At 73.2% G+C, this 12,878-nt stretch carries 10 protein-coding genes; 2 read left to right on the top strand and 8 right to left on the bottom strand.

Annotated elements, in window-relative coordinates; all coding sequences use genetic code 11:
* Positions 1–191 precede the first annotated feature (191 nt).
* The gene (locus AC3IYI_RS26815) at positions 192–1,523 is read left to right on the top strand and encodes an ABC1 kinase family protein (protein ID WP_489406133.1); all 1,332 of its coding nucleotides are present in this window, start codon (positions 192–194) and stop codon (positions 1,521–1,523) included.
* Between the two features lie 72 nt (positions 1,524–1,595).
* On the opposite strand, the gene AC3IYI_RS26810 is transcribed toward AC3IYI_RS26815, so the two are convergent.
* From AC3IYI_RS26810 to AC3IYI_RS26790, 5 genes are all read right to left on the bottom strand, one after another.
* Complete coding sequence (locus AC3IYI_RS26810) at positions 1,596–1,802, bottom strand: ADP-ribosylation factor GTPase-activating family protein (protein ID WP_243336061.1); 207 nt, start codon at positions 1,800–1,802, stop codon at positions 1,596–1,598.
* Between the two features lie 113 nt (positions 1,803–1,915).
* Positions 1,916–2,248 carry a hypothetical protein gene (locus AC3IYI_RS26805; protein WP_489406132.1) on the bottom strand — a complete coding sequence of 111 codons (333 nt, stop codon included), beginning with the start codon at positions 2,246–2,248 and terminating at the stop codon, positions 1,916–1,918.
* Positions 2,245–2,616, bottom strand: a complete 372-nt coding sequence (locus AC3IYI_RS26800; protein WP_214949242.1) for a WhiB family transcriptional regulator — start codon at positions 2,614–2,616, stop codon at positions 2,245–2,247. Before AC3IYI_RS26800 ends, AC3IYI_RS26805 begins: the two co-directional genes overlap by 4 nt.
* Positions 2,617–2,784: 168 nt before the next feature.
* A complete protein-coding gene (locus tag AC3IYI_RS26795; RefSeq protein WP_489406131.1) occupies positions 2,785–3,150 on the bottom strand; it encodes a hypothetical protein in 366 nt (121 codons plus the stop codon).
* Positions 3,151–3,319: 169 nt separating this feature from the next.
* Positions 3,320–5,485, bottom strand: a complete 2,166-nt coding sequence (locus AC3IYI_RS26790) for an ATP-dependent DNA helicase UvrD2 (protein WP_489406130.1) — start codon at positions 5,483–5,485, stop codon at positions 3,320–3,322.
* Between the two features lie 199 nt (positions 5,486–5,684).
* On the opposite strand from AC3IYI_RS26790, the gene AC3IYI_RS26785 reads away from it, so the two are divergent.
* On the top strand, positions 5,685–5,945 hold the full coding sequence (locus AC3IYI_RS26785) for a mycoredoxin (protein WP_243336058.1): 261 nt from the start codon (positions 5,685–5,687) through the stop codon (positions 5,943–5,945).
* Between the two features lie 213 nt (positions 5,946–6,158).
* Here AC3IYI_RS26785 and nudC read toward each other — a convergent pair whose 3' ends face one another.
* The 3 genes from nudC to AC3IYI_RS26770 form a co-directional block, all read right to left on the bottom strand.
* Positions 6,159–7,112, bottom strand: a complete 954-nt coding sequence (gene nudC, locus AC3IYI_RS26780; RefSeq protein WP_489406129.1) for an NAD(+) diphosphatase — start codon at positions 7,110–7,112, stop codon at positions 6,159–6,161.
* Positions 7,113–7,199: 87 nt separating this feature from the next.
* Positions 7,200–8,609, bottom strand: a complete 1,410-nt coding sequence (locus tag AC3IYI_RS26775; RefSeq protein ID WP_489406128.1) for a dipeptidase — start codon at positions 8,607–8,609, stop codon at positions 7,200–7,202.
* 10 nt (positions 8,610–8,619) lie between these two features.
* A complete protein-coding gene (locus tag AC3IYI_RS26770) occupies positions 8,620–12,723 on the bottom strand; it encodes an ATP-dependent helicase (RefSeq protein WP_489411682.1) in 4,104 nt (1,367 codons plus the stop codon).
* Between the last annotated feature and the right edge of the window lie 155 nt (positions 12,724–12,878).

Raw genomic sequence — 12,878 nt, 5'->3', positions numbered from 1 at the left:
GCTCCACCACCATGCTGTCCCATGGGTGCGGCCGGCGTCTGGCGACCGGTGGATTCCCACCGGGTCCGGGCGGGAGACTCGGACGGGGTGGGCGCGGAGGGTCATGACAGGATGCCCTTGGCCGGGAAGGCCCTCGGGGGACTCCCCCGAAGGCCGCTTACGGCTCAGCTGTCTGGGAATTGGAGGGGCTCATGTCTGATCTTCCCCGGAAGGCGGTCACCCGTACCGTCAAGCTGGCCGCGCTGCCGCTCGGCATAGCGGGCCGGGCCACCTGGGGGCTCGGCAAGCGGATCGGCGGCAAGTCGGCGGAGATAGTGGCGCGTGAGCTCCAGCAGCGCACCGCTGAGCAGCTGTTCCGCGTACTGGGAGAGCTGAAGGGGGGCGCCATGAAGTTCGGCCAGGCGCTCTCGGTCTTCGAGTCGGCGCTGCCCGAAGAAGTCGCCGGGCCCTACCGGGCCGCGCTGACGAAGCTGCAGGAGGCGGCCCCGCCGCTGCCCGCGGCCACCGTGCACCAGGTGTTGTCGGAGCGGCTCGGCGCGGACTGGCGGGAGCTGTTCGAGGAGTTCGAGGACAAGCCCGCCGCGGCGGCCTCGATCGGGCAGGTGCACCGGGCGGTGTGGCACGACGGCCGCGAGGTGGCGGTCAAGGTCCAGTACCCGGGGGCCGGCGAGGCCCTGCTGTCGGACCTGAAGCAGCTGAGCCGGTTCGCGGGGCTGCTCGGGCCGCTGATCCCGGGCATGGACATCAAGCCCTTGATCAAGGAGCTGCGCGACCGCGTCTCGGAGGAGCTGGACTACGAGCTGGAGGCCGAGGCGCAGCGGACGCACGCGGACGCCTTCGACGGCGACGAGGACGTGCTCGTGCCGGACGTGGTGTTCCAGGGCGACGAGGTGCTGGTGACCGAGTGGATCGAGGGGACCCCGCTGTCGGAGGTGATAGCCGACGGCACCCCGCAGGAGCGCGACCGCGCCGGACAGCTGCTGGCCCGCTTCCTCTTCTCCGGCCCCGCGCGCACCGGGCTGCTGCACGCCGATCCGCACCCGGGCAACTTCCGGTTGGTCTCCGGGGCGGACGGCCGGACGCGGCTGGGCGTACTGGACTTCGGGACCGTCGACCGGCTGCCGGGCGGCTGGCCCAAGCCCATCGGCCGGTCCCTTCGGATGGCGCTGGACGATGACGCCGAGGGGGTCTACGGGCACCTGCGCGCGGAGGGGTTCGTGCGCGAGTCCATCGAGCTGGAACCCGACGCGGTGCTCGACTATCTGAAGCCGATGCTCGAACCGGCCGAGGCCGAGGAGTTCACCTTCACCCGGACCTGGCTGCGCGGCCAGGCCGCGCGGATCGCCGACCCCCGCTCCCCCGCGCACCAGTTGGGCCGGCAGATCAACCTGCCGCCCTCCTACCTGCTGATCCACCGGGTGACGCTCAGCACCATCGGGGTGCTGTGCCAGCTCGGCGCCACGGTCAGGCTCCGCGAGGAACTGGAGTCCTGGGCGCCGGGGTTCCTGCCCGAAGAGGGCTGAACCCGGCGGCGGGCGGCCCCGAGCGGGCGCGCACCATCAGGCGCGCGCCACCGGGCTCTCACCACCGCGCTCTCACCACCAGGCGGAGTCGAGGCGGCCTTCGATGGCGCGGAGGTTCGCACGCGCGCAGTCGACGCAGAAGTACTGTCTGGTCCCGTTCTCCACGGAGCAGGTCCAGGTGGGCGGGGCGCCGGCCGGGGACTGGGCGCCGCAGCGCGCGCAGACGACGGGCGGGGCCTCGGTTCCCGGCGGTGCCGGGTGGGGAGTCGGCTGGTCCACCTCCAGACGATATCCCCGCGGGGGCCGACGGGCGGTCCGCAACGCACCGGGGGGACCGGCCCGTTCGGGCCGGTCCCCCCGGTGGTTTCCTTCGAGCTGTCTCAAGCTCTCTCTTAGTGCATGACGGCCATGGCCAGCGCGCGCCGGGCGCGCAGCGAGACGCGCTCGGCGCGACGCTGCATGCGGCGCGCGGAGACCAGGCGCACGGCGAGACGCTCGGCGTCGGCCTCACGCATGCGGTCGTCCATATGGGCACGAGCCATGGCTTCTGGGATGAGTTGCATTTCGCGGGTCCTGTTCTGACGCGAGGTGATCGCGCCGGCGGTGATGAAGTCTGCGGTGGCGGAGCCGTGCGGCTGCTCGCTCGTGGTGGCGTGGGGGGACATGAGGGCCTGCTTCAGGGGGTCGTGCGTGAGGGGGCGGTCGATGGTTCCGTTGGCGGTCATGCCGCGACAACCGGGTTCTTGCGCGGACGGCCACGGGGACGCTTCCGGGCGACGACGACACCCTGGACGAAGAGCTCGCCTCCCCAGACACCCCAGGGCTCGCGGCGCTCCAGCGCACCGGCGAGGCAGGCCTCGACCAGCGGGCAGGTGCCGCAGAGGGACTTCGCGTACTCGACGTCGGCCGGGGACTCGGCGAAGAAGACCTCGGGGTCGTAGGTGCGACAGGCGACGGGCACGCCGAGGTTCTCGATGGCGTCGTCGAGCGCGGTCAGCGCGGTGAGGGGAGTCAAGGTGGAGTCCTCCGGGACTGCGGGCGGGGAGAGGGTCTGGGTCTTCGGTACGGACGGGGCGTGCGCTTCGAGTTGCACGGTGGTTTCTTCCTCGTCTTGTTCGTCTAGTCGTTCCGGCCGGTCGGCCGGGGGCGGCTGGGGTACCTCGCCCCTTCGGTCCGTCGTCCCCTGTTCGGGGACAAACAGAAGGGCCGCGGATCCCGGGTGGGGTTCCGCGGCCCTGAAGGCGCCTGCCTGATCGTCAGATCAGACTGGATCACTCCAGGGTTCGAGCCCGCGGTAGGCCCACATCAGGTGGTGCTGCTTCTTCGTCTGCGTCGTCTTGGATCCGGCCCTGGCGGCACCGGCTGCGGCCGCAAAGGCATAGGCGCCATGCGCCTGGGCTTCTGCTGCCAGTACTGCCACCGGTGCCTGGATCGGTCGCTCATTGCGGTCACGGACCAGCAGCGCGCTCGGCGCGGCGGGCCGGACGGGGCTGTCAGCGCACATGGCGGACAGACCGGTGACCGGCAGACCGGTACCCGTGAGGGCAAGGAGCGTGGAGGAGCCGAGGGTGCAGGAAGCGGCGACCGAGCGATCGGTCATTTTGCTGGCGGTGATGAAGCTGGTCACTGGTCTCGCCTCCTCTCGGCGTCTCGGGGACTTCGGCCCGGAAGCCTGGTCCCATGCGTATTCGGATAAGTACAGCACGGATCAGGGGCTTCGGAGAAGCCACCGTTTCCGTTGCTAAGAACCTATGGGGCTTCGCTGGGCATGTGCAAACTATTTTTCCGACGAGTTTCTACGCGTCGTCAGGATCTTCCGTCCCGGGCTCCTCACCTGCACAGATGGCCAGCACGTCGGCTCCGTACCGCTCGAGCTTCCGGGCACCCACGCCGGAGATCATCGAGAGCTCTCCCTCCTGCGAGGGTGCGGCCTCCGCGATGGCCATCAGCGTCTTGTCCGTGAAGACGCAGTAGCCGGGCATGCCCTGCTCCTTCGCCTGGACGGCGCGCCAGTCGCGCAGCCGCTCGTAGAGCCCTTCGTCCATGTCCGAGGGACAGTCCTCGCAGCGCATCAGTTTCAGCTCGCCGGCGTCGGTCAGGGTCTTGCGGCAGACCCGGCACACGGCGGGGCCGCGGCGGCCCCGCTTGCGGGCCCCGGGCTCGACCGGACCGCCCGGCCTGCTTCCCGGCGCCAGGGAGCCCGGCCTCAGGCCGTTCAGGAAGCGGCTGGGGCGTCGGGACCCGCGACCGCCCGGAGTCCGGGAGAGGGCCCAGGAGAGCGTCAGGTGGTGCCGGGCCCGGGTGACGCCGACGTAGAGCAGCCGGCGCTCCTCCTCGACCTGCTCGTCGGTCTTCGCGTAGGTGATCGGGATCATGCCGTCGGTCAGGCCCACGAGGAACACGGCGTCCCACTCCAGGCCCTTCGCCGCGTGCAGCGAGGCGAGGGTGACGCCCTGGACGGTCGGGGCGTGCTGGGCGGCCTTGCGTTCGTCCAGCTCGACCGTCAGGTCGGCCAGGGTCGCGGACGGCCGGCTGCGGGCGAAGTCCTCGGCGAGCCGGACCAGCGCGGCCAGCGATTCCCACTGGTCGCGGACGGCGCCGGAACCGGCGGGCGGTTCGCTGGTCCAGCCGGTGGAGCTGAGCACGGCCCGGACCTGCGAGCCGAGCTCCACGACGTCGTCGAGCAGCCGGTCGTTGCCGCCGGAGCGGGCGGCTCCGCGCAGGGCGAGGATCGCCTTCTGGACCTCGGCGCGCTCGAAGAAGCGCTCGGCTCCGCGCAGCTGGTAGGGGACTCCGGCGTCGGCGAGGGCCTGCTCGTAGACCTCGGACTGGGCGTTGATGCGGTAGAGCACGGCGATCTCGCCCGCCGGGACGCCGGCAGCGACGAGGTCCCGGATCCGGTGGGCGATGCCCTCGGCCTCGGCGGGCTCGTCCGCGTACTCGGCGTAGACCGGGTCGGGGCCGGTCTCGCGCTGGGAGACCAGCTCCAGGCGGTGCTCGGCGGCGCGGCCCTTGGCCTGGGCGAGGAGCCCGTTGGCGAGGTGGACCACCTGGGGCGTGGAGCGGTAGTCGCGGACCAGCTTGACCAGGGTGGCCTGCGGGTACTTGGTGCGGAAGTTCAGCAGGTGGTCGGGGGTGGCGCCGGTGAAGGAGTAGATCGTCTGGCTGGCGTCGCCGACCACGCAGAGGGTGTCGCGCTCGCCGAGCCAGAGGTCCAGCAGCCGCTGCTGGAGCGGGCTGACGTCCTGGTACTCGTCGACGACGAAGTGCTGGTACTGGGTGCGGATCTGCTCGGCGATGTCGTGGCGGTCCTGCAGGATGCCGACCGTGAGGAGCAGCACGTCCTCGAAGTCGATCATGCCGCGGTCGCGCTTGAGCTGCTCGTACGTCCCGTAGATCTGGGCGATCTCGGCCAGGTCCCGGGGGGCCTCGCGGCCGGACTTGCGGGCGGCCGCCGGGTAGTCGGCGGGAACGGTCTGGGTGACCTTCGCCCACTCGATCTCGCCGGTGACATCGCGCAGCTCTCCCCGGTCGAGGCGGATGCGGCAGCGCGCGCCCGCCTCGGCGACGAACTGGATCTTGCGCTCCAGCAGCCGGGGCACGTCGCCGCCGACCGCCTTGGGCCAGAAGTACTGGAGCTGGCGCAGGGCGGCGGAGTGGAAGGTCCGCGCCTGGACCCCGCCCGCGCCCAGCTCGCGCAGGCGGCCGCGCATCTCGCCGGCGGCCCGGTTGGTGAACGTGACGGCCAGCACGCTCGCCGGCATCAGCTGGCCGGACCAGACCCCGTAGGCGATGCGGTGGGTGATCGCCCGGGTCTTGCCCGTACCGGCGCCCGCGAGCACGCACACCGGCCCGCGCAGGGTCGTCGCGACCTCGCGCTGCTCCGGGTCCAGGCCCAGGAGCACCGCGTCGGCCGAGTCGGCGCCGGGCGTGAAGGATGAGGAGTGCGTTGCTGATGTCACCCCGCCAGCTTGCCAGGTCTCCCGGGGAGGCCGGGAAATCCGTCCACAGGCCGCCCGCGCTCGTCCGACAGGAACATGGTCCTACCGGAGCGGTGTACGAGCACCTGCCCGCGGGCGGGCGGGAATGGGCGCGCGGTCCCGTACGTTCAACCCCTCGGGCCAATCGGACCAACGAGCACCCACGAATGGAGAGCGCAGCATGCAGGACGCGGGAACGGTCACGATGTACAGCACGACCTGGTGCGGCTACTGCCGTCGGCTGAAGAGCCAGATGGACCGGGAAGGCATCGCCTACACCGAGATCAACATCGAGCTCGACCCCGAGTCCGCGGCGTTCGTGGAGAAGGCGAACGGCGGCAACCAGACGGTTCCCACCGTCCTCGTCACCTCCTCCGCGGGCAACGAGTCCGTCATGACGAACCCGAGCCTGGCCCAGGTCAAGCAGGCCCTCGCCGTCTGATGTGCTGAACGCCACGCTTGGAAAGCCCCCGCCGAGGCGGGGGCTTCTGCGTCTCCGGGAAGCGGCCAACCGGCCGTCGAACTGGGCACTCGTCCGATCAGCCGTCCGGCCAGTCCTCCGACCGCGACGGCGGCAGCGCCGCCTGATCAGGGACGGACGAAGGCCCCCGCCGGAGCGGGGGCCTTCGTCGGTGTCCGGGCGGTGCGGGGGGGGTCAGGCGGCCGTGACCGGCTTCGGGAGCGGCTTGCCGTACCAGAGCTCGACCAGGCGGGCCGCGATGGAGATGCCCGCCGGGGGGAGGACCTCGCCGACCTCGATCGCCGTGCGCAGGTCGTCGCGGGAGAACCAGCGGGCCTCCTGGATCTCGTCCCCGTCGACCTCGATGTCGAAGGTGACGGCGCGCGCCGTGAAGCCCAGCATCAGGCTGTACGGGAACGGCCAGGGCTGGCTGGCGACGTAGTCGACCTCGCCGACCTTGATGCCCGCCTCCTCCCAGACCTCGCGGATGACCGACTGCTCGATCGACTCGCCGGGCTCGACGAACCCCGCGAGGGTGGAGAAGCGGCCCTCGGGCCAGTGCACCTGGCGGCCCAGCAGCGCGCGGTCCTGGTCGTCCGTGACCAGCATGATCACGGCCGGGTCGGTCCGCGGGTAGTGCTCGGCCCCGCAGCCCGGGCAGCGGCGGATGTGCCCGGCCGCGGCGACCACCGTGCGCTCGCCGCAGCGGGAGCAGAAGCGGTGCATGCGCTGCCAGTTCTCCAGCGCCACCGCGTGCACCATCAGCCCGGCGTCCCGCGCGCAGAGCAGCATTCCGGCCTCGCGCAGCCCGGCGGGGCGGGCCGACTGGTCCATGCGGCCGGGCAGCGAGTCCTTCTGCAGCGCGAAGTACCGTACGCCGTCCTCGTCGGTCCCCAGGAAGTACCGGTGGGTCTCGGTGACCGGGGCCTCGAAGGCCGGGGTCATCACGATCGCGGTGCCGCCGTCGGGGGTGTCGTCGATCAGGACCTGGCCGCCCGAGACGACGAAGACGCGGGTGCTGGGGTGGCTCCACGCCGCGGCGAGCCACGCCTCGTCGAGGCGGTGGTGCGCGGCGCGGTCGATTCCGCTGGGCGCGGCCAGCGAGATCGGACGCTCGGACTCGGTATGGGTGCTCACAGGTACTTCCAACTCCCCCGGTGGCGGGACACAGGCAGGCTCAGCAGGACGGACGGGTGTGCGGTGGCGGGTGCGGGTGCGGATGCGGGTGCGGCGGCGTCAAGCGGACGCCGGCTTCCAGTGGGCGGCCAGGTCGCCCCAGAGGTAGGCGGCCGTCTCGACCCCCTTGGTGAGCAGGGCGAGCTCGACCTTCTCGTTCGGCGAGTGCCAGCCGTCGGAGGGTACGGAGATCCCGAGGAAGAGGACGGGGGCGTTCAGCACGTCCTGGAGGTCGGCCGCCGGCCCCGAGCCGCCCTCGCGGGTGAAGCGGACCTTCTGGCCGAAGGCCCTGCTCATGGCGCGTACGACCGACTGCAGCGCCGGGTGGTCCAGCGGGGTCAGGCACGGCCGGGTCGGGGCGCCGAAGGTGATGGAATGCCGGATTCCGGCTGGGACGCGCTCCGCGACCCAGGCCGTGACGGCCGTCTCGACCTCGTACGGGTCCTGCCCGGAGACCAGCCGGAACGACAGCTTCAGGTGCGCCGAGGCGGGCACGATGGTCTTGCCGCCGGGTCCCTGGTAGCCGCCGCCGATGCCGTTGACCTCGGCGGTCGGGCGGGCCCAGACGCGCTCCAGCGTGGAGTAGCCGGCCTCGCCGGAGGCCGCGTACGACTTGGCCGTACGGAGCCACTCGCTCTCGTCGAAGGGGAGCTCGGCGATCAGCGCCCGCTCCGCGTCCGTGAGCTCGGCGATGTTGTCGTAGAAGCCGGGGATCGTGACCCGCTCGTCGGCGTCGTGCAGGGCCGCGACGAGACGGGCGGCGACGGTGGCCGGATTCGGCACGGCGCCGCCGAAGGCACCCGAGTGGATGTCCTGGTCGGGGCCGAACAGGTCGATCTCGCAGTCGGCGACGCCGCGCATGCCGGTGCAGACGGTGGGGGTGGTCTCGGACCACATGCCGGTGTCGGAGACGATCACGACGTCGGCGGCGAGGCGGGCCGCCTCGCGCTCCACGAGGGCGCGGAAGTGCGGGGAACCCGACTCCTCCTCGCCCTCGATGATCAGCTTGAGGTGCACGGCGGGGGCGGACGCGCCGGTCGCGGCGAGGTGGGCCCGGACGCCGAGGGTGTGGAAGAAGACCTGGCCCTTGTCGTCGGCGGCGCCGCGCCCGTACATCCGGCCGTCCTTGATCACCGGCTCGAACGGGTCGGTGTGCCAGCCGTCGGCGAGGGCGGCGGGCTGCACGTCGTGGTGGCCGTAGACGAGGACGGTGGGGGCGGCGGGGTCCGCGCTCGGCCATTCGGCGAAGACGGCGGGGGCGCCGGCCGTCTGCCAGACCTCGGTGACCGGGAAACCGGTCTCCTTGAGCTTCACGGCCAGCCAGTCGGCGCTGCGCCGTACGTCGTCCGCGTGTTCGGGCTGCGCCGAGACCGAAGGGATGCGGAGCCAGTCGGCGAGGTCGTCGAGGAAGGCGGCGCGGTGCGTGTCGATGTACGTGCGGACGACGCTGTCCGCCGGGGTGTCGCTCATGCCCCCGAGCCTAGCCGTCCGTTCGATGGGCACTTTCCGTGTCCGTTTTGCCTTGGAGGATCTGCTCAAGACGAGCGCGGTCGGGGAGGTTGCGGGGGCGGATCACGCGGCCGCTGCGGACGTGCAGGAACACGGCCGTGACCTCGGCGAGGGGGGTGTTCGTGGCTTCCGCCCAGGCCAGGCGGTAGACGGCCAGCTGGAGGGGGTCGGCCTCGGTGGTGCGGCCGGTCTTCCAGTCGACGATCTCGTAGCCGACGCTGCCGCTGCCGTCCGCGTCCGCGTCCGCGTCCGTGGTGCGGTAGACGGCGTCGATCCGGCCGCGGATCACCCGGCCGGCGAGGGTCAGCTGGACCGGGACCTCCATGCGGTACGGGGTCCGGTCGGCGTACGGGCTGCGCTCGAAGGCCGCCTTGAGGGAATCGAGGTCGGCCTCGTCGGCGATGTCCTGGTCCGAGCCGTCCCCGCCCGGAGGCTGGGCGCCCGGGAGGTCCGTGAGGGGGTCGAGGACATCGAGGTGGGGCAGCGGGAGCTCTTCGAAGCGGGACTCGACCCAGGCGTGGAACCGGGTGCCCTGGCGGGCGGCGGGCTGCGGGGGTTTCGGCATGGGGCGGGCGAGGTCGCGTACGAAGCCCTGCTCGTCGGAGGCGAGGCGGAGCAGCTGGCTGGCGGAGAGCGCGGGCGGGAGCTCCACGTCGCGGACGGCCTCGCGGGCGCGGCGGAGCTCGCCCTCCAGGGCGTCGAGGTCGCGGTCCCAGGAGGCGATGGCTCTTGCGTCCTCGGGGGTGAGGCGGGGGCCGGGGCCGGGCCCGGCCTCTGGCCACAGGTCGTCGCCGCCGGGCGCGGCGGGGCGCGGGCGGGGCTCCGCCGCGGCCCAGTCGCCGTCCCCGGCCTCGTCCTCCGGCCACAGGTCGTCGCCGCCGGGCGCGGCGGGGCGCGGGCGGGGCCTGGCCCGGGCCGGGTCCTCGGCCTCTGGCCACAGGTCATCGCCGCCGGGCGCGGCGGGGCGCGGGCGGGGCTCGGCCTCCGGCCACAGGTCGTCGGCGGCGGGCGCGGCAGGGTGCGTGCGGGGCGCGGACCAGTCGGTGTCCTGCGGCCACAGGGCGTCGGGGGTCGGGGGGGCGTTTTCTTCCCCCACCCCGCCCCTTCCCGAAACCGGGGCTGTGCCCCGGACCCCCCGCGGGGTTCCGCCTGCGGCGGCGAGCGTGCCCCGGCCTGCCCCGGCCTGCGGCCAGGTGTCGTCCGCGGCGCTGGGCCCGGCGGCCTGGTCCGGCCGCGGGGCGGCTGCCGCTGCGGCCTCGTCCGGCCACGGGATGGTCGTGTCCGCGGACTCGTCGGCCTCGTCCGGCCACGGGGCCGGGGGTTCCTCGTCGTAGGCGGGGTCTTCGCAGTGCGGGGGCCAGAGGTAGGGGTCCTCCGGGGAGGCCGGGTGCTCCCGGGTCTCCCCGGAGGCCCCCGAACCCTCCGGGGTACCCGAGTGGCCCGGGTGGTCCGGGTAGCCCGGGTGGTCCGGGTAGCCCGGGTGGTCCGGGTAGCCCGACGGGTTCGAGGGCTTCGGGTTGCCCGCGGGGCTGTTGGTCGCCCGGGGTCGCGGGTGGAGGTACGACTCGACCAGGGTGGCTGCTTCGCGGCGGAGGGTGAGGGAGGTGGGGTCCAGGGGGAGGGGCCAGGAGTGGTCCGGCGTGGAGTCCGTGGAGAGGGCCGGGTTTTCCGCGTCGGGCGCGGGGGCGTCGGCCCAGGCGTCGATCTCGCCGTGGCCCGCGGCGCAGTGTTCGTACAGGGCGGTCAGGAACTCGGACGGGCCGCGCGGCTTCTTCTGCGTCGGGCCCCACCAGTGGCCCGAGGCCAGGAGGAGCGAGCGCGGGCGGGTGAAGGTGACGTAGCCGAGGCGGAGTTCCTCGACGGCCTTGTGGGACTTCAGGGCCGACTTGAAGGCGCGCAGGCCCGGTGAGGTCCATTCCGGGGTGGGCGGGAGGGTCGGCGCGTCCCCGCGCAGGGCGTACGGGAGGACCTTCGCGTACGAGGTCCAGGCCTCCGGGGCCTTCTCCTTCGGGAAGGAGCCGGCGGAGAGGTCGGGGACCACGACCACGTCCCACTCCAGGCCCTTGGACTTGTGGGCGGTCAGGACCTTGACCGTGTTCTCCCCGCCGGGGAGGGCGTGGTCCAGGCCCTTCTCGTACTGGGCCGCCGTGCGGAGGAAGCCGAGGAAGGCCAGGAGGGAGGCCTCGCCGTCCAGGGAGGCGAAGCCGGCCGCCACGTCCATGAAGCTCGACAGGGTCTCCCGGCGGCGGGCCGCCAGCGCGTGCGGGGACGAGGCCAGCTCCACGTCGAGGCCGGTCGTCGACAGGACGCGGTGCAGGACGTCCATCAGGGGGTCCGCGAGGGAACGGCGCAGGTCGCGCAGTTCCTGCGCGAGGTGCGCGAAGCGGACCCGGGCCGCGGCGGAGAAGGGCAGCTGGTCGGGGGCGGACTGGCCCGCGCCGTCCAGGAAGGTTTCCAGGGCGTCGGCCAGCGACACGATCTCCGCCGGGTCCACGCCCTCCACGGCTGCCGCGAGGCGGTCGTCGTCGTGGGAGGAGGAGGGGGAGCGGGAGATCAGGGTGCGGGCGCGGCGGCCCAGCAGGGCCAGGTCGCGGGCGCCGATCCGCCAGCGCGGTCCGATGAGCAGCCGGACGAGCGCGGCGTTGGCGCCCGGGTCCTGGAGGACCTCGCAGACGGCGACGAGGTCCGCGACCTCCGGGAGGTGGAGCAGGCCGGACAGGCCGACCACTTCGACCGGGACGTCCCGCTCGACGAGGACCGCCTGGATCCGTGCGAAGTCCCCGCCCGAGCGGCACAGCACGGCGATCTCGCGCGGCTCCGTACCGGTGCGGACCAGGTGGGCGACGGAGTCGCCGATCCAGTCGAGCTCCTGGGCGTGGGTCTCGAGCAGCGCGCACCGCACGGAGCCGTCGCGCTCCGCGCCCGGTGCGGGGCGCAGGGCCTCGACCCCCTCGTGCATGGCGCGCAGCGGGGCGGCGAGGTCGTTGGCCAGGTCCAGGAGGCGGCCGCCGCTGCGCCGGTTCTCGCTGAGGGAGAAGCGGGTCGCGGGGCTGCCGTCGGCGTACGGGAAGTGCTCGGGGAAGTCGTCGAGGTTGGCCACGGAGGCGCCGCGCCAGCCGTAGATGGCCTGGCAGGGGTCGCCGACGGCGGTGACCGCGTGCCCGGTGCCCCCGCCGAAGAGCCCGGACAGCAGCAGCCGCTGCGCGACCGAGGTGTCCTGGTACTCGTCGAGCAGGACGACGCGGAACTCCTCGCGCAGCAGGGCGCCGACCTCGGGCCGGGTGGTGGCGAGCCGCGCGGAGAGGGCTATCTGGTCGCCGAAGTCGAGGAGGTCGCGGGAGTGTTTGGCCGCGCGGTAGCGGGAGACCAGCTCCAGCAGTTCGAGGCGGCCGCGGACCGCTTCGGGGACCTTGCGCAGGTCCTCGTTGCTCAGCTTCACGTCCGCGAGGGCGGAGAGGAGATCCGTGTCGTACGCGCGCAGGCGCTCCGGCGGTACGAGGTGCTCGGAGAGCTCCCCGTCGAGCGCGAGCAGGTCGCTGACCAGGTCGGGAACGGATTTGGTGAGGGAGGGGTAGGGGCCGGGGGCCTCGCGGAGCACCCGGGCGGCGAGCTGGAAGCGGGTGGCGTCGGCGAGCAGCCGGGCGCTGGGCTCCAGGCCGATGCGCAGGCCGTGGTCCTTGAGGAGCTGTCCGGCGAAGGCGTGGTACGTGGAGATGCGCGGCTCCCCGCCCGCGGAGTCGGCCTCGGCCGGGGAGGGGTCCGGATCAGTGATCCCGGCGCGCGCGAGGGCGGTCCGTACCCGCTCGGCGAGCTCGCCGGCGGCCTTGTTGGTGAAGGTCAGGCCGAGGACCTGCTCGGGGGCGACCGCGCCGGTACCGACCAGCCAGACCACGCGGGCGGCCATGACGGTGGTCTTGCCGGAGCCGGCGCCGGCCACGATGACCTGCGGGGCGGGCGGGGCGGTGACGCAGGCCATCTGTTCGGGCGTGAAGGGGATCCCCAGGAGCTCCTTGAGCTGCTCGGGATCGGTGAGGGCGGCCGCCTGCGGCGCTTTTGCGGGCGGGGAGGGCGGCAGGGCCGGAGGGACGGACGAACGCGCGGGCACGTGAAAAGGCTAGCCGCCCCCTCTGACAGTCCCGCCCGCCCGGACCAGGCGGGCCCCCGGGCTGGGGTGCCGGGCTGGGAGAGCCGCCGGGCTGGGGTGCCGGGCTCGCGGGCCGGCCGCCGCGG

The sequence above is a fragment of the Streptomyces sp. GL_148 genome (genome assembly GCF_057834205.1).
Note: the sequence above shows the minus strand (reverse complement) of the source record. Positions and strands in the feature narration are given on the sequence as shown.

Excerpts from the sequence above, each read along its gene's own strand:
- AC3IYI_RS26775 (WP_489406128.1), bottom strand. The coding sequence starts at position 8,609 with ATGAGCGACACCCCGGCGGACAGCGTCGTCCGCACGTACATCGACACG.
- AC3IYI_RS26815 (WP_489406133.1), top strand. The coding sequence starts at position 192 with ATGTCTGATCTTCCCCGGAAGGCGGTCACCCGTACCGTCAAGCTGGCC.
- AC3IYI_RS26805 (WP_489406132.1), bottom strand. The coding sequence starts at position 2,248 with ATGACCGCCAACGGAACCATCGACCGCCCCCTCACGCACGACCCCCTG.
- AC3IYI_RS26785 (WP_243336058.1), top strand. The coding sequence starts at position 5,685 with ATGCAGGACGCGGGAACGGTCACGATGTACAGCACGACCTGGTGCGGC.